Origin of the sequence: Achromobacter insuavis, assembly GCF_902859645.1 — a bacterium.
GTDB classification, from domain to species: Bacteria; Pseudomonadota; Gammaproteobacteria; order Burkholderiales; family Burkholderiaceae_B; genus Achromobacter; species Achromobacter insuavis.
Window position 1 is genome coordinate 16,783 of the sequence record NZ_CADIJR010000059.1, and the last position, 21,640, is coordinate 38,422.

Below are 21,640 nucleotides of genomic sequence, written 5' to 3' on the forward strand. Positions count from 1 at the left end.
ATGCGCTCCTGGTTGAATGAGCGCTCATCTTAGAGAGGCATGCTGTCAGATTTTGTCAGCAGTCTTCATGCCGATGTCGCACCCGCCGGCGCGGCGGCGGACGCCCCGGATCAGCAGCCGTCGGACTTGGCGGTATTGAGGGCGCGCCATTCCTTGAGCAGCACGTGGCGGCGGCGCGGATAGCGTTGCCCGGGCTCGAGCGTGGCGATGCGGTCGGTGCGGAAATGGCGGAAGTCCTGGCGCAGTTCGCACCAGGCCATGACGATGCGCACGCTGTCGAAAAACCCCAGGGCGAACGGCCAGATGACGCGCTCGGAATCGGCACCCTTGTCGTCGCGGTAGGTGATGGCGATCTTCTGTTCGCCGCGGATCGCCTGGCGGATCAGGGACAGGTCGACCCGGTCGACCACCGCCCAGCTGCTGGGGCCGACCAGCAGCGGAATGGCGTCCAGTTCGTCGCGCAGTTCCTGCGGCAGCACCGCGCTGATCTTGGCCAGCGCGTTGGCGGCGGCCTGGCCCAGCCGCGCGTCCGAGCGGCCGGCGACCCAGCGGGTGCCCAGCACCAGGGCCTCGATTTCTTCGGTGCTGAACATCAGCGGCGGCAGCATGAAGCCGGGCCGCAGCACGTAGCCGATGCCCGGCTCGCCCTCGATTTCGGCGCCCTGGGCCTGCAGCGTGGCGATGTCGCGGTACAGCGTGCGCAGGCTGACGCCCAGGTCGGCGGCCAGGCGGTGGCCGCTGACGGGCAGGCGGTGGCAGCGCAGGGTCTGCAGCAGGTCCAGGAGGCGTTCGGTGCGGGACATGGGGGGCGGGCAAGGGCGCAACGGCGTAATGCTGCCACGAAAACGGCAGCAGCCGGAAGCCTCGGCCCGCCGTCCTTATCCTGCTGACTCAACCCGGCAGCGCCGCCAGCCAGTCGTGCACCCGCCCGGCCAGCGCCAGGCTGTTGCGGTCCATCATCAGCATATGCGAGTTGCCGTGGATGCCCTGGTCGGGCAGCGACAGCACCGTGACGCTGGCATGGCGCGCGGCGAATTCCCGCACCCGCGCCCGCATCCGCGGCCAGCGCGGGTCGGTGTCCATGTGGTCGCCCATCACGATCAGGGTAGGGGTGTCGTAGCGGGCATCGGGCCCCAGGTCGGGGATGCTGGCCGGCTCCAGCGCCACCAGCGCCCGCACCCGCTCGGGCTGGGCGTGGGCGGCGCGGATGCCGAACACGCCGGCCTGCGAATGGCAGACCACGATGGCCGCGCCGATCCGCTCCAGGAAAGCCTGGTAGGCGCGCAGGATGGCGGCATCGGTGTGGACCCAGCGCGGCACCATCTGCGCGGCCAGCGCGTCGAACGCCTCCAGCGGGAACTGCGTGTCCGGGTAGGCGCTGCCGGGGCCGGGCCGGGTGCCCGGGCGGCCGATGCGAAAGCGCGTGTAGCAGTCCTCCCGCGCCTGCACCACCGGCGCGTCGGGCCAGACGTGCGGCGCGGCGCCGGCGCGGCCGCGTTCCACCGCATCGCACAGGTAGGCGTCCCAGCCGCGCCGCAGGAAATAGTGCAGCCAGCCCGGGCGGCCGTCCGGCGTGGTCTCCCAGGCCGCGCCGGTCATGCCGCCGCCATGCCAGAACGCCAGCGGCGGCCGGCCGTTGGCCGGCTCCGACAGGAAGTACTGCGCGTACATCTGTTCGACGCGGTAGGTGCCGTTGGGATCCAGCGCCACCGGCTGGCCGCCTTCGGCCATGACCAGCTCGCGCCGCGGCAGGCCGCTGAGCGCCAGGTCGCGGCCGCCGACGTGGAACGCGCCCATGTCGCGCAGGCGGATCGGCGCCAGCGCCGGGCCGTCGTCAGGGGCAGCGGCCATCATTCGGCCTTGATGTGGTTGGTCTCGATGACCTGTTTCCACTTGGCCGTTTCGGTGGTGACGAAGCGGCCCAGGTCGGCGCGCGAGCCGGCGGCGGTCTCGACGCCCAGTTCGCGCATCTTGGCCGCCACCTCGGGCGCCTGCAGCGCCTGGGCGAAGGCGTCGTGCAGCGTGTCCAGCACCGGGGCCGGGGTGCCGGCCGGCGCCATCACGCCGAACCAGGGCGTGATCAGAAAGTCGGGCACGCCGGCCTCGGCGAAGGTCGGCACGTCCGGAATCGCCGGCGCGCGCGCGGCGCTGGCCACGGCCAGGGCGCGCAGCTTGCCGGCGCGGATGTTGGCCAGCGAGGCCGGCAGGTTGTCGAAGTACATGTCGACCTGGCCGCCGAGCAGGTCGGCCGCCACCTGGCCGGCGCCCTTGTACGGGATGTGGGCCAGGTCGATGCCGGCGCGCTGCTTGAGCAGCTCGGTCGCCAGGTGGGCCGAGCCGCCGATGCCGGAGGAGGCCGAATTGAGCTTGCCGGGGTTGGCGCGGGCATACGCCAGCAGCGCCGGCAGCGTGTCGGCCGGCACCTTGGGATTGACCACCAGCACGCTCGGCACGGTGCCGATCATGGCGACGGGGGCGAAGTCCTTGACGATGTCGTAGGGCGCCGGCTGGTAGAGCGACGGCGCCACGGTGCAGCCGAATGCGCACATCAGCAGCGTCTGGCCGTCGGGGGCGGCGCGCGCCACCGCCTGCGCGCCGATGTTGCCGCCGGCGCCGGCGCGGTTCTCGACGATCAGCGGCTGGCCGAGACGCTTGGAAATGTTGTCGCTGAGCAGGCGCGCCAGGATGTCGGGCGTGCCGCCGGCGGGGAAGGGCACCACCAGCGTGATCGGGCGGCTGGGGAAGTCGGCGGCCTGGGCGGCCAGCGGCAGGCAGGCGGCCAGCGCCAGCAGGGCACGGCCGGCCCAGCGGGCCAGCACGGGGCGCAGGCGCCGCGGCGCGGGAAGGTGGCGGGTGGGGCCCATGGTTGTCTCCGTAGCGGGTGGCCGGGTCGAAACGCCCGGTCCGTGGCGGACTGTAGCCAAGCCGGCGGCGCCTGCCCAATGCCGGTGGCGCAAGACCACCATATCGAATTCGGTATGGTTCTTTTCAGTCATTCAGTTACGGCATAGCATCTCGCCATGAGCGACGCCCACTCCTTGCCCTCCCTGCGCAGGCTCGACATGAACCTGCTGCTGACCTTCGACGTGCTGATGCGCACGCGCAGCGCCACCGCCAGTTCGCGCCTGCTGCACAAGACGCAGCCGGCCATCAGCCGCGACCTGGCGCGCCTGCGCCTGCGGCTGGAGGATCCGCTGCTGGTGGTGGTGAAGGGCCGCTTCATCCCGACGGAGCGCGCGCTGGAACTGCATGCGGCGGTGCACGACGCGCTGGCGCAGCTCGAGGCCGCGCTGCGTCCGGCCGAGGCCTTCGATCCGGCGCGCGCCGAGGGCGTGGTCAACATCGGCACCGGCGCGCACAGCGAGATCCTGCTGGCCGCGCCGCTGATCGAGCGGCTGCATAGCGCCGCGCCCGGCGTGACGCTGCGCTTCCAGTCGCTGCACGGCGACTTCGCGCCCGACGACCTGGAGGCCGAACGGCTGCACATCGCCATCGGCCTGTTCGGCAAGGTGCCGGCGCGCTTTCACCGCGACGCGCTGTATACCGACCGTCGCGTCTGCGTGCTGTCGGCGCGGCATCCCTGGGCCGGGCGCGGCGCGCTGACGCTGGCCGACCTGGGCGCGATCAAGTGGTTCGCGTTCGAGCAGATGTACGGCCGCGAGACGACCTTCGACCGGCTGCTCAAGCCGGGCGCCGGCCGCATGACGTTCTCGGCCTATCTGTCGGGTTTCGGCGTGGCGCCCTACGTGCTGGTGGACACTGACTATGCCACCACCATGCCGGCCAGCGTGGCGCGGGCGCACTGCCGCCATTTCCCGCTGGCGATGCTGGAAATGCCGGCGCGGCTGCGGCGCATGGAACTGGCGATGGTGTGGGCGCGCCGCCAGCACGCCTCGCCGTTGCAGGCGTGGCTGCGCGGCCAGGTGCGCGACGTGCTGCGCGAGCGCCTGGCCGCGGACGTCCCGGCTTAGCGGGCGACCGGCTTGCCGGTGGCCACGTCGATGGCCGAGCCGTCTTCCAGGCTGACGCGGTAGATCTCGCGCAGCACGTTGCCGGCGAAACCGATCTCGACGATGGACACGTCCTTGAAGGTGGTCTGGATGCCGTCGGGCAGCACGGCGTTGAACTTGGCGGACTCCTGCTTCATGGCGTCGGCCAGGCGCGCGTCGTACAGCGCCATGCTGTAGACCAGCGTGGTGTGCGGGTTGTGGGCGCGCACTTCCTTGCCGTCCTTCATCACGTTGACGCCGCTCACGCCCATGGTCTTGACCAGGTCGCGGCCGGCGTCGGCCATCTTGGCGTAGACCGGGCCGGTCACGCGCGGCAGCGGGCCGTCGCGCAGCGGCGCCAGGGCAGCCGTGGTCACGGTGTTGTAGGCCATCATGGCCTCGAAGCCCGCGCCGCTCTTGACCACGCCCAGGTCCAGCCACCACGGGTGGCCCGCGCCCTTGGCGGCTTCGGTCGGGTAGAAGTCCTTGAGGGTGACCTGCAGCGGCGCCGGCGGCTTGGGCAGCGCGCGCAGCATGCGCTGCGGTGTGGCGCTGTCGGCGCTGTGGATGTGGACCACGGTCACGTGCGGGATGTTGGGCGTTTCGGCCTCGGTCTTCAGGCCGAGGGCCAGCAAGTCCTGCTTGAGCGCGCCGTTGACCTTGGCGTCCAGCACGGCGTTGACGTCCTGCGGCAGGCGGTAGACCACGCCGTAGGTCGTCTTGTGTTCGCGGAAGGCGGGCTGCTCGAGCGCGCTGTTGTCGATGGGGGCGGCGGCGAAGGCGGCCGAGAAGGTGGCCAGGGACAGGCCCAGGGCGGCCAGGGGCAAGACGCGTTTGATCATGGATTTTCCTTTTATGTGTAAGACCCGCGAGAGTCCGGTCCAGTGTGGCCACGCCGGATGTACGGCGTATTGCACCAGTCCAAAGAAATCCGATAGGCGGCCGAGCCTGGCCGATAGCTGCGCCCGGCTATAGCAGGAAGACGGCCGCCACGATCAGCAGCCCCAGCGCCAGGTTGACCCCGACCCAGCGGCGGATGCCGGCCATGGCCTGGCCGCCGCGCGGCCATTCCGAGGCGGCCACCGCCGCGCGCAGGCGCGGATAGAGCGCCGCGCGGATGTAGGCATAGATGGCCGTCATCACCAGCCCGCCCGTGGCCATCACGGTCCAGGCGCGCGGCATGAAGAAGGCGCCGCCGCTGCGCGCGGCCTGGGCCGCCTCCTGGCCGATCATGACCGCGCCGGTCGCCAGGATCAGCACGATGGCGGCCAGCACCGCGTTCAGGAACGGGCCCAGCACCGCGGCCATCAACCGCAGGCGCTGCGGCGGTTCGAGTTGCGCGGCCGCCGGCCGCAGGAAACAGTGGGCGAACAGCATGCCGCCGACCCAGAGGATCACGGCCAGCAGGTGGATGAGTTTGAGGGCGCTGTAGAGCATGGTGTCGGAGTTCGGGAAGGGGCCGCGCCGGCGCGATGCCGGCGGCGAGGCCTGGCTGTGGGCGGTGGCCGCCGGAGAAAAGGCGGCCGAATCTGTCCCCATCATATATCCCCATGCCGCCCGGGCGGGCTTCTTGACGCGTGTCAGGGTTTTGCATTTAGAATGAGATTGATTTTTATTTGTGATCAAGAGAGTTCGGGAGTCCACCGTGTCCAACCTTGCGCTTGCCTCCGGCGACGCCGTCCATCTGCTCTACCGCGCGCACCACGGATGGCTGCATGGCTGGTTGCGGGGCAAGCTGGGCAATTCCTGCGATGCCGCCGACCTGGCGCAGGACACCTTCCTGCGAGTGCTGCGGCACCGACACGAACTCGACGCGCTGCGCGAGCCGCGCGCCTACCTGACCACCATCGCCAAGCGCCTGGTGCTGAATCACTACCGGCGCCGCTCGCTCGAACAGGCCTACCTGGACGCCCTGGCGGCCATGCCCGAGGCCACGGCGCCGTCGCCCGAGCAGCGCCTGCTCATCCTCGAAACGTTGCAGGAAATCGACGAGATGCTGGCGGGCCTGGCGCGGCCGGCGCGCCAGGCCTTCCTGATGGCGCAGCTCGAAGGGCTCAGCCATATCGAGATCGCCGCGCGGCTGAACGTGTCGGTGCGGTCGGTGCACCGCTACATCGCCAAGGGGTACGAGCAATGCATCATGGCGGTGATGTGAGCGCCCAGTGGGGCGTGGCGGGCGAACTGCCCGCCGTCGACCGCAAGGTCGCGCGCGAGGCGGCGCGCTGGCTGCTGCGCCTGAGTTCCGAGCGCGCCACCGATGCCGACGTCCATGCCTGCCAGCAATGGCGCGCCAGCAAGGCCGAGCATGAACATGCCTGGCAGCGCGCGCAGCGCGTCAATCAGCGCTTCGGCCTGATCCCGGCGTCCCTTGGCATGGCGGCGTTGAACCGGCCCGAATCGGCCGGTCGGCGCGCGGCGCTCAAGACGCTGGCCGCGCTGATCGTGGCCGGGCCGGCGGGTTGGGCCGCCTGGCGCGCCAGTCCGTTCGAATGGACCGCCGACTACCGCAGCGCGACCGGCGAACAGCGCCAGGTGGCGCTCAGCGACGGTTCCTCCATGCGCCTGAACACCGCCAGCGCGGTCGACGTCCTGTACGACGCCGACCAGCGGCTGGTGCGGCTGCGCGCCGGCGAGATCGCGGTCCATGCGGTGGCCGAGACCGGCGCCCATGCGCGGCCCTTCGTGGTGCGCACGAAGCAGGGCGATATCCAGGCGCAGGCGGCGCGCTTCTGCGTGCGCGAAGACGGCTCTGCCTGCCGCGTCAGCGTGCAGGAGGGCGGCGTGACGCTGCGCCGCGGCGACGCCAGCCTGGCGCTGGCCGCCGGCGAGCAGGCCTGGCTGCGCGATGATGACGCGCCGCGCATCGAGCCGGCCGACCCGCATGCCGCCGACTGGACGCGCGGCGTGCTGCACGCCAGCGCCTGGCGCCTGGACGCCTTCGCGGCGGAGCTGGGCCGCTACCGGCCCGGCGTGCTGCGCTGTGATCCGGCAGTCGCCGGGCTGCGCATCTCCGGCGCCTTCCAATTGCAGGATACCGACGCGGTGCTGGCGGCCTTGCCGTCCACGCTGCCGGTGCAGGTGCGCTACCGCAGCGCTTACTGGGTGACGATCATGCCGCGCGCGGGACAGGCCTGATTTGTCGTTGTTACAAAAAAGCCGGGGGCGAGCTGTCCGGTTGGCGTTGGCCGAGGGTCATGGTCAGTAGAGGCAAACAAATGCCGATACCCGTTGGATCGAAAGGACGACCATGGCTCACTCCCCCGCCAGCCGCGCCCGCGGCACCCCCTTGAACCGAGAGGCTCCATGCCGATTGACCCGCCTGGCCCTGGCGCTGCGCATTGCCACCGTGCTGGCTGCCCCGGCCGTCGCGCTGTGGCCGGCCGCGGCCGCGCAGGCCCAGGCCGCGCCGGCCGAGCAGGCGCGCAGCTACCGCATTCCGGCCGGCCCGCTGGCCGAGAATCTGTCGCGCTTCGCCGACAACGCCGGCGTCACGGTGCTGTTCGACGCGGCGCTGGTGGGCCAGCGCCGCGGTGCCGGACTGAACGGGGAGTATTCCGTGGCTGACGGTTTCGCCCGCCTGCTGGCCGGCAGCGGCCTGGCCGCGCGCGAGCGCAGCCCCGGCGTGTTCGTGCTGCAGGCCTTGCCGCAGACCGGCGTGACGCAACTGACGCCGGTCACGGTGGAAGGCGAGGGCGCGGCGGTCACGCCGGCCTGGGAAACCCGCAGCGACCGCAAGCGCCTGGACGACGCGCAGGTGCGCAGCTGGAGCGACCTGGGCAAGCGCCTGGAACCCGGCGTGAATTTCAACCGCCAGAACAACAGCATCAACATCCGCGGCCTCGACCAGGACCGCGTGCTGACGCGCGTGGACGGCATCCGCCTGCCGTGGCTCGACGACGGCGCGCGCGGCGTCAAGGGCGGCCTGGAGGCGGTGGACTTCAATTCCCTGTCGCGCCTGGACATCGTGCGCGGCGCCGACGCCAGCGCCGGCGGTTCGGGCGCCATCTCGGGCATGGCCGACCTGTACACGCTCGATCCCTCGGACCTGCTGACCGACGGCAAGACCTTCGGCGCGCTGGCCAAGACCGACTACGACACCGCCGACAGCAGCTGGGGCGCCAACGCCGCGCTGGCCGGGCAGATCCACAGCAATACCTTCTGGCTGGTGCAGGCGGGCGTGCGCAACGGCCACGCGCTCGACAACCGCGGCGACGTCGGCGGCTACGGCCCGCGCCGCAACCAGCCGACCCCCGAGGACTACGACCAGCGCAGCTTCCTGCTCAAGCTGCAGCAGCGCGTCGAAGGCGGCCACCGCTTCGGCCTGACCGGCGAATACTTCAAGCGCAAGGCCACCCAGGACAGCATGTTCGAGCAGGGGCCGGGCACCAGCTACCTGATCGGCGAGAACACCACCCGAAAGGAAACCGAGCGCCAGCGCGTGTCGCTCGATTATTCCTACAAGGCGCCCGCCGAGGGCGGCTGGATCGACAGCGCCACCGCGGTGGTGTACTGGCAGCGCATGCAGCTCGATAGCGCGCTCGACGGCGAGCGCAGCCGCGATTCGCGCGCCAACATCATTCCTGGCGATCCGTTCCTCTACGGCTTTCCCAGCGGCGCCTATGGCCGCAACAACTCCATCCGCCAGACCATGTTTGGCGCCAACGGCGAGCTGACCAAGCGCCTGGCGGGCAACGCGGTATCGCAGCTGTGGACCGTGGGCGGCGAGTGGTACGGCAACAAGACCGAGCAGAACTCCAATGGCTACGACAACTGCCCGACGGTGCGTCCCGGCACCCCGGCGCTGTTCGGCCCGCGCACCTGCGACATGCTGCACACCAACCAGGCCGACGTGCCGCTGTCCAAGGGCAGCCAGTGGGCGCTGTGGGTGTCCGACGAGTTCAGCTTCGGCGACGGCCGCTACACCGTCATGCCGGCGCTGCGCTACGACCACTACGAGCAGACGCCCAAGTCCACCGAGAGCTACGCCAGCAACCGCAACGGCGGCGTGCTGCCGCCCGAGAACAGCGGCGGGCGCTTCTCGCCCAAGCTGCTGACCACCTGGAAGGCGGCCGACGACCTGAGCCTGTACGCGCAGTACGCGTATGGCTTCAAGGCACCCAGCGCGACGCAGCTGTACACCAACTACGGCGGCCCCGGCACCTACCTGCGGGTCGGCAACCCCTACCTGAAGCCGGAAACCAGCAAGGGCTGGGAGCTGGGCGCCAAGCTGGGTTCCGATTCGCTCGGCGGCGCGTTATCGTTCTTCGACAACCGTTACCAGAATTTCATCGACAGCAATGTGCCGCTGGATGCCAACTCGCCGCAATGGCAGCCGGGCTGGGCCGGGCAGTACCCGCTGGGCGTCACCGGCAACGTCAACCGCGCCAAGGTGCGCATCTACGGCGCCGAGGCCAGCGCGCACTGGAAGTTCTCGCCGGGCTGGCGCACCTGGGGCTCGCTGGCGTGGGCCGTGGGCAAGGATGAGGGCACCGGCCAGTACCTGAACTCGGTGGCGCCGCTGAAGGCGGTGCTGGGCGTGGGCTACGGCCGCGACGTGTGGGGCGTGGACGCGATGCTGACGACCGCCCTGCGCCGCAACAAGGTCGAGTACCCGGAAGCCGGCGCCACGACGCCCAACCGCGACTTCCAGGCGCCCGGCTACGGCGTGGTGGACCTGATGGGCTACTGGCGGCCGACGGCGGTCAAGGGGCTGCAGGTGCAGGCCGGCGTGTTCAACCTGTTCGACAAGAAGTACTGGGAAGCGATCAACGTGCCGACCGCCGGCGCCACGGCCCTGCCGCGGCCGGTGGACTGGTACACGGAACCGGGGCGCAGCCTGCGCGTCTCACTGACTTATCAATACTGACCCGCGCTGCCGCCGCTGCGCGTCAGCGGCGGCAGTCCTGATTTTCCATTCCGGCCGGAGAGCCCGCAATGAACCAAGAAGTGAAGCACACCGATTTCGATACCCGCGCCGCCGACCTGCGCGCGCGCAACGACGCGCTGGCGGCGAGCCAACCCGGCCTGCGCGCCCGCAACCTGGCGCAGGCGCTGGGCGTGTCCGAGGCCGAATGGGTCGCCGCCGGCTGTGGCGGCGTCAAGGCCACCGAACTGCACGGCCAGCCGCAGGAGATCTTCCGCGAACTGGGCACGCTGGGACCGGTGATGGCCTTGACGCGCAATGACTGGTGCGTGCATGAACGCCACGGCGAATACCTGGACATCCAGGCCGACGGGCCGGTGGGCCTGGTGCTGGGTCCCGACATCGACCTGCGCGTGTTCTTCTCGAGCTGGCGCTCGGCCTGGGCGGTCGAGCAGGACGGCCGCCACAGCCTGCAGTTCTTCGACGGCGAGGGCGTGGCGGTGCACAAGGTCTACCGCACCGAGGCCACCAACGCCGCAGCGTTCGATGCGTTGGTGGCCCGGTTCGCCGGCGCGTCGCGCTGGCCCGAGACCGCGCCCTATGCGCCCGCCGCCGACGCGCCGCGGGTCGAGGACAGCGCGCAGTGGCGCCAGGCCTGGCTCGGCATGCAGGACACGCACGAGTTCTTCCCGCTGCTGCGCAAGTTCAAGGTGTCGCGCCTGGCGGCGCTGGAGGCGGCCGGCGAGGACCTGGCCCAGACCGTGCCGGTGGAATCGGTCGAGCGCATGCTGGAGTCGGCCGCGGGCAGCGGCCTGTCGATCATGTGCTTCGTCGGCAACCGGGGCATGATCCAGATCCATACCGGACCCGTTGAGCAGCTGCGCCGCACCGGTCCCTGGTATAACGTGCTGGACCCGAAGTTCAACCTGCATCTGGACACCACCGCCATCGCGTCGGCGTGGGTGGTCAACAAGCCCACCAGCGATGGCTGGGTGACGTCGCTGGAGCTGTATTCTTCCAGCGGCGACCTGATCGCGCAGTTCTTTGGCGAGCGCAAGCCGGGCAAGCCGGAACTGCCGGGCTGGCGCGAATTGATGTTGGGTCTGTGCCGCGTGCCGTTGGCCGCGTGAGGATGAAGCAATGAAGAAATGGCTGGCGATGGCGGCGGGATGGATGCTGGTGGCTTGCGCGCAGGCGGCGCCGCCTGCGCGCGTGGTGACCCTGGGCGGTAGCGTGACGGAGATCGTGTACGGCCTGGGGCAGGGCGACAGGCTGGTGGGCGACGACCAGTCCAGCCTGTACCCGGAAGCCGCGACCAGGCTGCCGCGCGTCGGCTATTACCGCGCGGTGCCGGTGGAGGGCGTGCTGGCGCTCAAGCCCGACCTGGTGCTGGCGTCCGAGCAGGCCGGCCCGCCCGAGGCGCTCAAGCGCCTGGGCGAAGTCGGCGTGAAGGTCGTGAGCGTGCCGGACGCGCCGTCGGTCGACTCGCTCAAGGCGCGCATCCGCGCCGTCGCCGGCGCGCTGGACGTGGCGCCGGAAGGCGAACGGATGGTGCAGGAGGTCACGCGCGAGCTCGACAAGGCCGAGGCGCTGCCGGCCACCCGCGCGCGGGCGCTGCTGCTGATCAACCGCAACGGCGCGCCGCAGGGCGCGGGGCATGGCACCGCGGCGGCCGAGGTCATGCACCTGGCCGGGCTGGCCAATGTGCTGGACGGGCAGCAGGGCTACAAGCCGCTGTCGCCCGAGGCCATCGGCGCGCTGGCGCCGGACCTGATCATCGTGACGCGTGAATCGCTGCAGGCCAGCGGCGGCCTGGAAGGCTTCGCGCGGCTGCCCGGCATCGCCGTGACGCAGGCCGCCGCGAAGCAGCGCATCATCGTCATGGACGACCTGCTGATCCTGGGCCTGGGGCCGCGCCTGCCGCAGGCGCTGACCCAGCTCAAACAGGAGGCCGCGCATGCCATGGCGCGCTAACCCGCCCCTGGCGCTGGTGTTGCTGGCGGTGGCGTTGGTGGCGGCGGTGCTGGCGGCCAGCGCCAGCGGCGCGGTCTCGATTCCGTTGCGCGAGCTGCCGTCGCTGTTGTGGGGCACGCCCACGCCGGAGCAGGCGTTGTGGCGCAATGTGCTGATCGACATCCGCCTGCCGCGCGTGCTGCTGGCGGTGGTGATGGGCGCCGGCCTGGCGATCTCGGGCGCGGCGCTGCAGGCGCTGTTCCGCAATCCGCTGGCCGAGCCCGGCCTGATCGGCATTTCCGCCGGCGCGTCGCTGGGCGCCGTCATCGCCATCGTGATGACGCATGGCGGCTTCTGGTACACCGCGCCGGGCGCCTTCATCGGCAGCCTGATCGCGACGCTGTCGGCCTACATGGTGGGCCGGCGCGTGCCGGGCGTGGCCGGGCTGCTGCTGGCGGGGGTGGCGATCACCGCCATCGCCTTCAGCCTGATCGGCCTGTTCACCTTCATGGCTTCCGACGCGCAGCTGCGCGACCTGACCTTCTGGAACATGGGCAGCCTGGCCGGCGCCAGCTGGAAGCTGCTGGCCTTCCTGGGGCCGTGGGTGCTGCTGCTGTCGCTCTGGCTGATGCGCCAGTGGCGCGTGATGAACGCGCTGCTGCTGGGCGAGCGCGAAGCCCAGCACCTGGGCTATTCGCTCAAGCAGGCGCGGGCCCGGCTGGTGCTGGCCTGCACCCTGATCGTCGGGCCGCTGGTGGCCGCCAGCGGCACCATCGTGTTCGTCGGCCTGGTGGTGCCGCACCTGGTGCGCATGACGCTGGGCGCCAACCATCGCCTGCTGCTGCCCGCCTGTCTGCTGGGTGGCGGGCTGGTGATGACGCTGGCGGACTGGCTGGCGCGCATCGTGGTGGTGCCGGCCGAACTGCCGATCGGCCTGGTGACCGGACTGGTCGGCGGGCCGTTCTTCCTGTGGTTGCTGGCGCGCGGCCGGAGGCACGGTTGATGCTGGCCGCTGAAAACCTGACCCTGGCGCGCGACGGCAAGCGCATCCTGGAGCGCGTGTCGCTGGCGATCCATCCTGGCGAAGTGGTGGGCCTGCTGGGCAGCAATGGCGCCGGCAAGTCGACCCTGCTGGGCGCGCTGTCGGCCGAGCTGGGCGCCGACGGCGGCAGCCTGACGCTGGATGGCCGCCCGCTGGACGCGATGCCGCCGCGCGAACAGGCGCGCAAGCGCGCGGTGCTGCCGCAGAAGCCCGGGCTGACCTTCGACCTGGGGGTGCGCGAGGTGGTGGCGATGGGCGCCTATCCCTTTCCCGAACTGTCGCCGGCCGAGGTCGACGCGCTGGCGCGCCAGGCCCTGGAATGGGCCGACGTCAGCCACCTGGACGGGCGCCGCTATCCGCAACTGTCGGGCGGCGAGCAGCAGCGGGTGCAGTTCGCCCGGGTACTGGTGCAGTGCCGCGCGGCGCGGGCCGCGGGCGAGGCCCGCTATCTGCTGCTGGACGAGCCCACCGCCAGCCTGGATCCGAAGCACCAGGCCGACCTGATGCGGCGCGCGGCGCAGCTGGCGCGCGAAAGCCATACGGGCGTGCTGGTCATCCTGCACGACATGAACCTGGCGGCGCGCTGGTGCGATCGCCTGCTGCTGCTGAGCGGCGGCCAGGCGGTGGCGCTGGGCACGCCGGCCGAGGTGCTGACGCCGGCCAACCTGTTCCTGGCGTATGGCATCGAGGCGCAGGTGATGCCGCATCCGCTGCAGGCCGACCGCTTGCTGGTGCTGATGGCTTGATGGGGGCGAGCCCCGGTAAAATGGGGCATCGCGGCGGCCGCGGCCGCCTTTTCCTCATCTACCGACAGGACCTAGTGTCATGCCTACTTTCGACGTCGTCTCCGAAGTCGACAAACACGAACTCACCAACGCCATCGACCAGGCCAACCGCGAGCTCGCCACCCGTTTCGATTTCAAGGGCACGGATGCCAAGTTCGAGCTGGAAGGCTTCGTGGTGACGCAGATCGCCTCCAGCGCGTTCCAGCTCAAGCAGATGCTGGATATCCTGCGCGGCCGGCTGTCGGCGCGCGGGATCGACGTGCGCTGCCTGGATGTGGCGGATCCGCTGGAGAACCTGGGCGGGGCGCGGCAGAAGGTGACGATCAAGCAGGGCATCGAGCAGCCGGTGGCCAAGAAGCTGATCGCGGCGATCAAGAACGCCAAGCTCAAGGTCGAGAGCCAGATCAATGGCGACAAGCTGCGGATCAGCGGGAAGAAGCGGGATGATCTGCAGACGGCGATTGCGTTGTTGAAGAAGACGGATGTGGATTTGCCGTTGCAGTTTGAGAATTTTCGGGACTGAGTTTTTTTTGGCGGCGGGGGCTTCGTAGGCCGCCCGTTGCGCGGGGCGCCTGGGGGGTGGGCGCCCACGATTGCGGTCCGGAGCGTTCGCTCCGGACTTGCCTAGGCGGCCCCCCCCTTCCTCATCTTCGTCCAGGCCTTCGGCCTTCCCTTCAGATTCCCTCGGGCGCATCGAGGTTGCCCACCCCCCAGGCGCCCCGCGCAACGGGCTACCGGCGTCTGGGTTTGCGGCGCTGTCAGGTCAGTGAGGGGCGGAGAGATTTGCGTTGCCCGCAAAGACCGGCCGCGCGGGCGGCCGGTTTTTGCATACGCATTGTGGTGCGTCGAGGGGGGGGCGCTGCGCGCCCGAGAAGGGCGCGCTGGGGCTTTTCCGGAGATTGGCGGGTTTGGGTCTTGTTGGGCTGGGCCATCGGCGTGACTTGCGCTTGCATGGCGGCGCGGCCCGTTATTCCTTTTCAATATTCCGCCCACAGGTGCTGGGCCGCGTAGGCGCGCCAGGGGCGCCAGGTTTCGGCGCGGGCGAGGAGTTGGGCGGGGGTGTATTCGCGGGCTTCGAGTTTTTCCAGGGCGCGGATCAGGCCGATGTCGGAGGCGGGGAAGGCGTCGGGTTCGCGCAGTTGGCGCAGGGCGATGTATTGGGCGGTCCATTCGCCGACGCCGCGGATCTCGCGCAGGCGGGCGACGGCGGTGTCGAGGCTGTCGGCGGCTTCGAACAGGCGCGGGTTGGCCAGGGCGGCGGCGGCGACGGCGGAGAGGGTGGCGGCGCGGCTGCGGGGCATGCCGAGGGGGGCGAGGTCGGCGGGGGCGATGGCTTCGGGGCGCGGGAACAGGTGGGTCAGGTCGCCGTCGGGCTGGTCGAGCGGCTGGCCATGGGCGGCGACGAGCTTGCCGGCGAGCTTGATGGCGGCGCCGACGGTGATCTGCTGGCCGAGGACGGCGCGCAGCGCCAGTTCGAAGCCGTCCCAGGCGCCGGGAACGCGCAGGCCGGGTCGGGCGGCGGTGAGGGCGGCCATGACCGGGTCGTGGGCCAGTTGGGCGGCGAGCGCGGCGGGGTCGCTGGCCAGGTCGAAGACGCGGCGCAGGCGGGCGATGATGGCGGGCAGGGCGTGCAGCCGGGGGAAGCGCACGGTGGCCTGCAGCGCGTTGCCGGCGCCGGGCTCGACGCGGACGGTGCCCTGGGCGCCGTCCAGGCCGATGGTGCGGGTGTAGCTGTCATCGCTCACCCGTTCGATGCCGGGGATGGCGCGGGCGCGCAGGAAGGCCAGCATGGCGGGCCAGTCGTAGGGCGGACGGTAGCGCAGCAGCAACTTGATTTCGCCTTGCGGGCCGGCCGACACGTCGGGCTTGCCGGAGCGCCGCAGTTGGCCCGGCGGACGGCCGAACAGGGCCTGGAAGATCTCGTTGAAGCGGCGGATGCTGCCAAAGCCCGCGGCGAAGGCGATTTCGGCCATGGGCAGGCGGGTTTCGTGGATCAGCTGCTTGGCCAGCAGCACGCGGCGGGTCTGGGCCACGGCCACGGGCGAGGCGCCCAGGTGCTGGCGGAACTGGCGCCGCAACTGGCGTTCGCCCACGCCCAGGCGCGCGGCCAGCGCATCGACGCCGTCCTCGTCCAGCGCGCCCAGTTCGACCAGGGCCAGGGCGCGCGCGACGCTGTCGGGCAGGCCCCGGGCGGCGCCCGCGGCGGGCGCGGTTTCCGGGCGGCAGCGCAGGCAGGGGTGGAAGCCCGCTTCCTGGGCGGCGGCGGCCGTGGGGTAGAAGACGACGTTGCGCGACAGCGGGGTGCGCGCCGGGCAGACCGGGCGGCAGTAGATCCGCGTGGTCTTGACGGCGGTGAAGAAGCGGCCGTCGTAACGGGCGTCGCGCACGCGGATGGCGCTGTAGCAGGCATCATGGTCGAGGTTCATGGGGTCATGCTAGCGCCGGACGCGGGCGACCGGCTAGCGGTTTTCGGACACTGTTGTCACGCTCACTGCCATGTCCGGAATCCGCCAGCGCGATGCCGGCGGCCGGCCTATATTGGGTGCATCCCCACCGCATCCGGAGCCCGTCATGCCGATTCAAACCTTCACCCTGGAACGCGTTGCCACGCCCATCGGGCAGATGCTCGTGCTGACCGATGCGCGGGAATGCCTGCGCGCGGTCGATTGGCAGGATTACGAGCCCCGCATGCATGCCTTGCTGCGGCGCCAGTACGGCCAGGGCGCGGTGCGGATCGAGGACGCCGCGCGGGTCTCGGCCGCGAGCCGCCGGTTGCAGGCGTATTTCGAGGGCGAGGTCGATGCGATCGACCGGCTGGAGGTGGCGCTGGGCGGCACCGATTTCCAGCGCCAGGTGTGGCGCGCGCTGCGTGACATCGAGCCGGGAGAGACGGTCAGCTATGGCGTGCTGGCCGGGCGCATCGGCCGGGCCTCGGCGGTGCGCGCGGTGGGCATGGCCAATGGGGCCAATCCGGTGGGGATCGTGGTGCCGTGCCACCGGGTGATCGGCGCCGACGCGTCGCTGACCGGCTACGGCGGCGGCCTGCATCGCAAGCGCTGGCTGCTGGATCACGAAGGCCGCTGGCGCGCGGCCGCTGGCGCGCCGGTGGCGCGCGCGGCGTGAGAAACGGTCAGGCGCGGATCCAGCCGCGCGCGATGGGCAGCGCCAGCAGCTTGCGGTAGAGCCCCTGCAGCAGCAGGGTCAGCGGCGCGCCGACGCGGCGCCAGACCGGCATGACCAGCCCGGCCGCCACCGGCGCCAGCAGCAGGCCGCCGGCGATGTCCAGCGGGAAGTGCACGCCCAGGTAGACCCGCGACAGGCCGACCACGGCCGCCAGCAGCAGCGTGACATAGCCCCAGCCGGCCCAGCGCCGGTCGAAGATCAGCGTGAACGCCAGCGTGGCGAGGATGATGGTGTGGTTGCTGGGGAACGACGACGTGGCCTTGTGGGCGAAGAAGGCGTGGCCCAGGCCGAGGGTGAACGGCCGCGGGTGCGGCCACAGCGCGCCGCACAGGTAGCTGATGAACAGCGCCGCGCCGATGCCGGCCAGCGCCTTGAGCACCAGTTCGCGTTGCGCCTGCCCGCCCCACAGCCAGAGCGCGGCCAGAACGATCGGCAGCAATTGGATCAGCCGGTTGGCGACGATCAGGCCGGCCTGGATGCGCCAGGCGGGGCTGGCGGGATCGGCGTTGATCAGAAGAAACAGGGACTGATTAAGGGGTTCCAGGAATTCCATGACTCGTCATCTGACTGAAATTATTCGTCAGGCGCGATGGTAGACAGGTTTGCCGTCAAATCCCTTGCAAAATGCGGCGGAATCCATGGATTTACTTCTGGATGCGATTTAGCCGGTCTGGCCGGCCAGCCATTCGGCGGCGCGCGCCGGTTTGCACAGGTAGAGCGCGCATTCGGCGGCATCCAGTCTGGAGCGCGCCAGCGCCAGCAGGGGCCGGGCCACTTCCGGCGGCAGGGTCTCGGTGAACCGGTCGATGAACCCGGCCCCGGCCGGCGAGGGCGCGGGCGAGGCGTCCGCCTCGCGCAACAGGCCCAGCGCGATGCCATACAGCCAGGACGAAAACGGGCCGGGACCGCGCTCGCGCCAAGGCGCGGCGGCGGCGTCGAAGCCGGCGGCGCCGTCCGCCAGACGGCGCCGCAGCAGTTGCGCCAGCGGCTCCGCGTGGCGGCGCAGCAGGTCATGCAAGCTCGGCGCGGCGAGAGCCTCTCGCGAGACGTCTGGTGGGCGGCGGCGGTACAGCGAAGGCGTGGGCATGGGCGGTCTGCGAAAAAAGCACGCCGGCGCGCCGCGAGGCGCGCCGGCCAACGCCGCATTACATCGGCCGCGCCGGTTTTTGGGTATCCCTGAAATCAGGTAATCGCCGCGCCCGCCGGCAGCGGCAGGCGCGCGCACAGCCGCGTGCGGCCGGGCGCCGAGGCGATGTCCAGCGCGCCGCCGACGCGGGCGATGCGGGTGGCCATGCTGCGCACGCCGACGCTCAGGTTGGCGCGGTGCACGGCGTCGACGTCGAAGCCGACGCCGTCGTCCTCGATCTCCAGTTCCAGCTGGCCAGGCGCCGGCTGGCGCAGCGTCACGCCGACCCGCCGGGCGCGGCTGTGCTTGACCACGTTGGTCAACGCCTCTTCGATCAGGCGCGTCAGCGCCAGGCATTGCAGGGCCGAGGGCGCGCCGTCCCACGCGGCGGGCACGTCCCAGCGCACCGCCACGTCCAGTTCGTCGAACAGCTGGGTGTAGCGGTGGCGCAGCGGCGCGATCCATTCGCGCGGCGTGGCGGGCGGCGTCATGTCGGCGCTGGCGCCGTTGTCGATGGTCTGCCGCAGGTCGTTGCGCAGCAAATTGAGCATGGACAGGACCTGCCGGTTCCGCAGCGGCTCGCCGGCCTGCTCGACCGCCGCCGTCATGCGCACCAGCGAGCCGCCCAGGCCGTCGTGCAGGTCGCGCGCGATCTCCAGCCGGTCCTGCAGCCGGCTGTTGGCCAGCGCCAGCTCGTGCTCGCGCGCCAGGGTGGTGGCCAGTTCGGCGCGGGCGCGTTCGACCGAGATTTCCAGTTCCTGGTTGAAGCGTTCGATGCGCCGGACGCTGCGCGCATGGCGCAGGCCCAGCACGGCCGACATGCCGATCAGCACGGCGACGCTGGTGTAGGGAATGTAGGTGCGGCCGCCGTCGATGAGCTTGAGGATCAGCAGCAGGTCATGCAGGGCGGCGGCCAGGAAGATCACCAGGCAGGCGGCCAGCAGCATCTGCTCGCGGTCGCGGCTGCGCACGGCGTGCACGGTGCATTGCAGGCAGTTCAGGTAGAACAGCGCCGAGACCGTCAGCACGATGATGCGCTGCATGGTCGACACGGCCGCATCGGGCACGCCGAGAGCGGCGGCCAGCATCACGGCGACGGCGATCCACAGCGCCTTTTCCAGGCGCGGCCAGGACTGGCCGCCGAAGCGCCAGGTAAACAGGCAGAAGCAGGCGATGTGCAGCGTCAGCGCGACGGTATTGGCGCGCGCCGCCATCAGGGTGGTGCCGAACGGCCAGGGGCTGACGGCCAGCACGTTGGCGCAGAACAGCACCCAGAAGAACGCGGTCAGCGCGTACCAGCCGTGGCTCGATTGCCGCGGCTTCATCGCCCACAGCAGGAAGAACAGCGCGCCCAGCGTGGCCGAGATCACCAGGTTGACCAGGAACAGGTCGCGGTTGCGCCACCAGCGCAGGTCGTGTTCGCGCGCCAGCGCTTCGGGTTCGCCCAGGTAGACCGGACCCAGGCCGGGCGTCTGGCCGGCCACGCCGGTCACGCGTATCCAGAGGGTGTTGGCGCCGTCGCGCACCGCGGATTCGGGCAGGCGCCAGTAGCGCGGCATGTTCCAGCTGCGCGACAGCGGCTCTGCCAGGCTGGCGTCGCGCCACAGCAGATCGTCGTTCAGGTGGATCTCGCCGGCCATGACGATGGACTCGACCGCCAGCGCGGCCTGGCCCGCCGGCGCGCCGTCGCAGCCATGGCGCCAGTCGATGCGGTACCAGACCACGCCGGTATGGCCAGGCCAGCGGGCGTCCCAGTTGTCGGGCAGCGCGACCGCCTGCCACGCCGGGCCGTCCGCGGGCCGTTCACCGCCGGGGCCGGCGAGCGCGGCGCGCACGCCGGTCACTTGCGCCACGCAGGCTGGGGAGGCGTCCTGCGCCAGGGCCGGCGCGGCCAGCAGCGCCAGCCAGGCCAGTAGCGCCAGCCACGTCAGTCGAGCAAGCCGCGCGAGCGCGCCGTGTGGATCGCGCGGGTGCGCGAGGAGACGGCGAGCTTGCGGTAGATGTGCTTGATGTGGCATTCGACGGTGTAGCGCGACAGGTACAGTTGCTCGGCGATTTCACGGTTGCCCAGCCCCTCGGCCACCAGTCGCAGGATCTGCCCTTCGCGCGGGCTGAGCGTTTCGCCCGCCTCGGCGGGCGCGGGCTGGGCCGGCGCGGGGCGCATTTCGGCGATGATGCGGCGGGCCACGAACGGATCGATCGGCGCGCCGCCGCGCAGCACGCTGCGCAGCGACAGCAGCACTTCCAGGTCGTCGCGTTCCTTGAGCACGTAGCCGGTGGCGCCGGCGCGCAGCGCGGCGAGGATGGCGTCTTCGGTGCTCCAGGCCGAGATGACCAGGATCGCCAGCGCCGGGTCGGCGGCGCGCAGCTCGGCGATCAGGTCGATGCCGCTGCCGTCGGGCAGGCCCAGGTCGATCAGCGCCAGCGCGACCGATTCGTCGGCCGCGCGGCGCCGCGCCTCGGCCAGCGAGGCCGCGAACAGCAGCGCGTCGGCCGGGTAGCCCAGCTGCCCCAGCAGCCGTTCCAGCCGGCGGCAGACCAGCGGTTCGTCTTCCACCACCAGGACCGGGGCGGGCAGGGCAAGCGCGGAGACGGGCGGCAGGTCGGTCATGGCGGCGGACAGGGGAGCCACGGGCGAATTTGCCCGCATGGCATTTTGCCGGCCTCTCTCCGGGCTGGCTATCCCTGAAACTGGGTAGGCGGCGTCGCGGGGCGGCGCGCTCACTTGGCGATGCGCTTGCCCTGGGCGTCGATCACCGCTTCGCCGTCTTCCTTGGTGAAGGCGCCCTGCTGCGGCGCGGGCAGGATGTCCAGCACCAGTTCGGACGGGCGGCACAGGCGCGCGCCCAGCGGGGTGCTGACGAAGGGGCGGTTCAGCAGGATGGGGTGGGCCTCGATGGCGTCCAGCAGGGCGTCGTCGCTCAGCGACGTGTCATCCAGGCCGAGTTCGGCGTAGGGCGTGCCCTTCTCGCGCAATGCGTCGCGCACCGTGATGCCGGCGCGCTTGAACAGCGCCTTCAGGTCGGCGCGCGAGGGCGGCGTTTCCAGGTACAGCACCACGGTCGGCTCGATGCCGGCATTGCGGATCATGGCCAGCGTGTTGCGCGAGGTGCCGCACTTGGGGTTGTGGTAGATGGTGACGTCGGACATGGCGCTTTCCTTGCGATGGTGCGGGGACAAGGCAGGAGCATAGTGCATTCCCGCCCGGTCCTCGCCGCCGCCCGGCCTCAGGCGCGCAGCTTGCGGCCCAGCCGGCGCCAGCCGATCACCACGCCGGTCAGGCTCAGGGCCGCGCCGCCCAGGCTCAGGAACACCAGCAGGATGTCCCACAGCGGCCGCCGCGTCAGCAGGCCGGTCCAGTCCCAGCTGTGCAAGAAAGCGAACAGCCAGCGGCTGGCGCGGTTGCCGCGGTCCTGCCGGCTCAGCACCTGGCCGGTGCGCGGGTCCAGGTAGACCCAGCTGGCCTGCGGGTCGTCGAACACCAGGCGCCACACCGGCAGCGGCTTCTCGATATGGCCGAGCATGGCGTGTTCGTCGCGGCCGTAGTAGTAGAAGTCGTAATGGCCCAGCACCTGCAGGTCCGTCAGGGCGGCGCCGGGCACCAGGCGAGCGGCGGCCGCGCGCAGGGCCACGGGGTCGAGCGTGACGGGCTGTGCGTCGGCGGCCGACAGCAGCCGCGGCGCGCCCGGGCCGTTGCGG

General features: G+C 71.1%; 21 protein-coding genes and 1 pseudogene. 10 read left to right on the plus strand and 12 right to left on the minus strand.

Features of this window, described 5'->3' with window-relative positions:
* Positions 1 to 110: 110 nt before the first annotated feature.
* The 3 genes from H0523_RS23595 to H0523_RS23605 all read right to left on the minus strand — a co-directional run bounded on the left by H0523_RS23595 (position 111) and on the right by H0523_RS23605 (position 2,864).
* Positions 111 to 803 (minus strand): helix-turn-helix transcriptional regulator, encoded by a 693-nt coding sequence (locus H0523_RS23595; RefSeq protein ID WP_054428629.1) that lies wholly within the window; start codon positions 801 to 803, stop codon positions 111 to 113.
* A gap of 88 nt (positions 804 to 891) precedes the next feature.
* Positions 892 to 1,854, minus strand: coding sequence for an alpha/beta hydrolase (locus tag H0523_RS23600; protein WP_054428628.1), 963 nt, complete (start codon positions 1,852 to 1,854; stop codon positions 892 to 894).
* Complete coding sequence (locus H0523_RS23605) at positions 1,851 to 2,864, minus strand: tripartite tricarboxylate transporter substrate binding protein (protein WP_054428627.1); 1,014 nt, start codon at positions 2,862 to 2,864, stop codon at positions 1,851 to 1,853. Before H0523_RS23605 ends, H0523_RS23600 begins: the two co-directional genes overlap by 4 nt.
* Before the next feature lie 156 nt (positions 2,865 to 3,020).
* Between H0523_RS23605 and H0523_RS23610 the strand changes: the two genes are divergently transcribed.
* The gene (locus tag H0523_RS23610) at positions 3,021 to 3,971 is read left to right on the plus strand and encodes a LysR family transcriptional regulator (protein WP_054428626.1); all 951 of its coding nucleotides are present in this window, start codon (positions 3,021 to 3,023) and stop codon (positions 3,969 to 3,971) included.
* On the opposite strand, the gene H0523_RS23615 is transcribed toward H0523_RS23610, so the two are convergent.
* Both H0523_RS23615 and H0523_RS23620 read right to left on the minus strand, forming a co-directional pair.
* A complete protein-coding gene (locus tag H0523_RS23615; protein ID WP_054428625.1) occupies positions 3,968 to 4,831 on the minus strand; it encodes a hypothetical protein in 864 nt (287 codons plus the stop codon). The genes H0523_RS23610 and H0523_RS23615 overlap by 4 nt on opposite strands.
* 127 nt (positions 4,832 to 4,958) lie before the next feature.
* Positions 4,959 to 5,426, minus strand: coding sequence for a CopD family protein (locus H0523_RS23620; protein ID WP_054429227.1), 468 nt, complete (start codon positions 5,424 to 5,426; stop codon positions 4,959 to 4,961).
* Positions 5,427 to 5,634: 208 nt separating this feature from the next.
* On the opposite strand from H0523_RS23620, the gene H0523_RS23625 reads away from it, so the two are divergent.
* From H0523_RS23625 to H0523_RS23660, 8 genes are all read left to right on the plus strand, one after another.
* Positions 5,635 to 6,144 carry a sigma-70 family RNA polymerase sigma factor gene (locus tag H0523_RS23625; RefSeq protein ID WP_054428624.1) on the plus strand — a complete coding sequence of 170 codons (510 nt, stop codon included), beginning with the start codon at positions 5,635 to 5,637 and terminating at the stop codon, positions 6,142 to 6,144.
* Positions 6,141 to 7,124 carry a FecR domain-containing protein gene (locus H0523_RS23630; RefSeq protein ID WP_082404291.1) on the plus strand — a complete coding sequence of 328 codons (984 nt, stop codon included), beginning with the start codon at positions 6,141 to 6,143 and terminating at the stop codon, positions 7,122 to 7,124. The genes H0523_RS23625 and H0523_RS23630 overlap by 4 nt, the downstream gene beginning before the upstream one ends.
* A 112-nt stretch (positions 7,125 to 7,236) precedes the next feature.
* Positions 7,237 to 9,855 carry a TonB-dependent hemoglobin/transferrin/lactoferrin family receptor gene (locus H0523_RS23635; RefSeq protein WP_054428622.1) on the plus strand — a complete coding sequence of 873 codons (2,619 nt, stop codon included), beginning with the start codon at positions 7,237 to 7,239 and terminating at the stop codon, positions 9,853 to 9,855.
* A 68-nt stretch (positions 9,856 to 9,923) separates the two neighbouring features.
* A complete protein-coding gene (locus H0523_RS23640) occupies positions 9,924 to 10,982 on the plus strand; it encodes a hemin-degrading factor (protein WP_156349954.1) in 1,059 nt (352 codons plus the stop codon).
* Positions 10,983 to 10,992: 10 nt separating this feature from the next.
* Complete coding sequence (locus H0523_RS23645; protein WP_054428621.1) at positions 10,993 to 11,826, plus strand: heme/hemin ABC transporter substrate-binding protein; 834 nt, start codon at positions 10,993 to 10,995, stop codon at positions 11,824 to 11,826.
* Positions 11,810 to 12,808 carry a FecCD family ABC transporter permease gene (locus tag H0523_RS23650; protein ID WP_054428620.1) on the plus strand — a complete coding sequence of 333 codons (999 nt, stop codon included), beginning with the start codon at positions 11,810 to 11,812 and terminating at the stop codon, positions 12,806 to 12,808. Before H0523_RS23645 ends, H0523_RS23650 begins: the two co-directional genes overlap by 17 nt.
* Positions 12,805 to 13,593, plus strand: coding sequence for a heme ABC transporter ATP-binding protein (locus H0523_RS23655; protein ID WP_054428619.1), 789 nt, complete (start codon positions 12,805 to 12,807; stop codon positions 13,591 to 13,593). The genes H0523_RS23650 and H0523_RS23655 overlap by 4 nt, the downstream gene beginning before the upstream one ends.
* A 79-nt stretch (positions 13,594 to 13,672) precedes the next feature.
* Positions 13,673 to 14,155 (plus strand): YajQ family cyclic di-GMP-binding protein, encoded by a 483-nt coding sequence (locus H0523_RS23660; RefSeq protein WP_008167359.1) that lies wholly within the window; start codon positions 13,673 to 13,675, stop codon positions 14,153 to 14,155.
* Positions 14,156 to 14,609: 454 nt separating this feature from the next.
* Here the strand turns inward: H0523_RS23660 and H0523_RS23665 are convergent, their stop codons facing one another.
* A complete protein-coding gene (locus H0523_RS23665; protein WP_054428618.1) occupies positions 14,610 to 16,058 on the minus strand; it encodes an AlkA N-terminal domain-containing protein in 1,449 nt (482 codons plus the stop codon).
* A gap of 145 nt (positions 16,059 to 16,203) precedes the next feature.
* Here H0523_RS23665 and H0523_RS23670 point away from each other — a divergent pair, with 145 nt between their 5' ends.
* The gene (locus H0523_RS23670; RefSeq protein WP_180180162.1) at positions 16,204 to 16,755 is read left to right on the plus strand and encodes a methylated-DNA--[protein]-cysteine S-methyltransferase; all 552 of its coding nucleotides are present in this window, start codon (positions 16,204 to 16,206) and stop codon (positions 16,753 to 16,755) included.
* Positions 16,756 to 16,762: 7 nt separating this feature from the next.
* Here H0523_RS23670 and H0523_RS23675 read toward each other — a convergent pair whose 3' ends face one another.
* The 6 genes and pseudogenes from H0523_RS23675 to H0523_RS23700 all read right to left on the minus strand — a co-directional run.
* The gene (locus tag H0523_RS23675) at positions 16,763 to 17,368 is read right to left on the minus strand and encodes a phosphatase PAP2 family protein (RefSeq protein ID WP_054428617.1); all 606 of its coding nucleotides are present in this window, start codon (positions 17,366 to 17,368) and stop codon (positions 16,763 to 16,765) included.
* Between the two features lie 108 nt (positions 17,369 to 17,476).
* Positions 17,477 to 17,902: a hypothetical protein gene (locus tag H0523_RS23680; RefSeq protein ID WP_156333519.1), complete on the minus strand. Its 426-nt coding sequence runs from the start codon at positions 17,900 to 17,902 to the stop codon at positions 17,477 to 17,479.
* 95 nt (positions 17,903 to 17,997) lie between these two features.
* On the minus strand, positions 17,998 to 19,959 hold the full coding sequence (locus tag H0523_RS23685; RefSeq protein ID WP_231689736.1) for a sensor histidine kinase: 1,962 nt from the start codon (positions 19,957 to 19,959) through the stop codon (positions 17,998 to 18,000).
* Positions 19,869 to 20,552 carry a response regulator transcription factor gene (locus tag H0523_RS23690; protein ID WP_054429223.1) on the minus strand — a complete coding sequence of 228 codons (684 nt, stop codon included), beginning with the start codon at positions 20,550 to 20,552 and terminating at the stop codon, positions 19,869 to 19,871. Before H0523_RS23690 ends, H0523_RS23685 begins: the two co-directional genes overlap by 91 nt.
* 110 nt (positions 20,553 to 20,662) lie before the next feature.
* On the minus strand, positions 20,663 to 21,091 hold the full coding sequence (gene arsC / locus H0523_RS23695; protein WP_049075714.1) for an arsenate reductase (glutaredoxin): 429 nt from the start codon (positions 21,089 to 21,091) through the stop codon (positions 20,663 to 20,665).
* 77 nt (positions 21,092 to 21,168) lie between these two features.
* A pseudogene (locus H0523_RS23700) lies at positions 21,169 to 21,640 on the minus strand (PepSY domain-containing protein); the annotation flags it as partial.

Excerpts from the sequence above, each read along its gene's own strand:
- H0523_RS23640 (WP_156349954.1), top strand. The coding sequence starts at position 9,924 with ATGAACCAAGAAGTGAAGCACACCGATTTCGATACCCGCGCCGCCGAC.
- H0523_RS23660 (WP_008167359.1), top strand. The coding sequence starts at position 13,673 with ATGCCTACTTTCGACGTCGTCTCCGAAGTCGACAAACACGAACTCACC.
- H0523_RS23610 (WP_054428626.1), top strand. The coding sequence starts at position 3,021 with ATGAGCGACGCCCACTCCTTGCCCTCCCTGCGCAGGCTCGACATGAAC.
- H0523_RS23600 (WP_054428628.1), bottom strand. The coding sequence starts at position 1,854 with ATGATGGCCGCTGCCCCTGACGACGGCCCGGCGCTGGCGCCGATCCGC.
- H0523_RS23645 (WP_054428621.1), top strand. The coding sequence starts at position 10,993 with ATGAAGAAATGGCTGGCGATGGCGGCGGGATGGATGCTGGTGGCTTGC.
- H0523_RS23670 (WP_180180162.1), top strand. The coding sequence starts at position 16,204 with ATGCCGATTCAAACCTTCACCCTGGAACGCGTTGCCACGCCCATCGGG.
- H0523_RS23665 (WP_054428618.1), bottom strand. The coding sequence starts at position 16,058 with ATGAACCTCGACCATGATGCCTGCTACAGCGCCATCCGCGTGCGCGAC.
- H0523_RS23595 (WP_054428629.1), bottom strand. The coding sequence starts at position 803 with ATGTCCCGCACCGAACGCCTCCTGGACCTGCTGCAGACCCTGCGCTGC.
- H0523_RS23605 (WP_054428627.1), bottom strand. The coding sequence starts at position 2,864 with ATGGGCCCCACCCGCCACCTTCCCGCGCCGCGGCGCCTGCGCCCCGTG.
- H0523_RS23620 (WP_054429227.1), bottom strand. The coding sequence starts at position 5,426 with ATGCTCTACAGCGCCCTCAAACTCATCCACCTGCTGGCCGTGATCCTC.
- H0523_RS23650 (WP_054428620.1), top strand. The coding sequence starts at position 11,810 with ATGCCATGGCGCGCTAACCCGCCCCTGGCGCTGGTGTTGCTGGCGGTG.
- H0523_RS23615 (WP_054428625.1), bottom strand. The coding sequence starts at position 4,831 with ATGATCAAACGCGTCTTGCCCCTGGCCGCCCTGGGCCTGTCCCTGGCC.
- H0523_RS23685 (WP_231689736.1), bottom strand. The coding sequence starts at position 19,959 with ATGCCACATCAAGCACATCTACCGCAAGCTCGCCGTCTCCTCGCGCAC.
- arsC (WP_049075714.1), bottom strand. The coding sequence starts at position 21,091 with ATGTCCGACGTCACCATCTACCACAACCCCAAGTGCGGCACCTCGCGC.
- H0523_RS23675 (WP_054428617.1), bottom strand. The coding sequence starts at position 17,368 with ATGGAATTCCTGGAACCCCTTAATCAGTCCCTGTTTCTTCTGATCAAC.
- H0523_RS23635 (WP_054428622.1), top strand. The coding sequence starts at position 7,237 with ATGGCTCACTCCCCCGCCAGCCGCGCCCGCGGCACCCCCTTGAACCGA.
- H0523_RS23690 (WP_054429223.1), bottom strand. The coding sequence starts at position 20,552 with ATGACCGACCTGCCGCCCGTCTCCGCGCTTGCCCTGCCCGCCCCGGTC.
- H0523_RS23680 (WP_156333519.1), bottom strand. The coding sequence starts at position 17,902 with ATGCCCACGCCTTCGCTGTACCGCCGCCGCCCACCAGACGTCTCGCGA.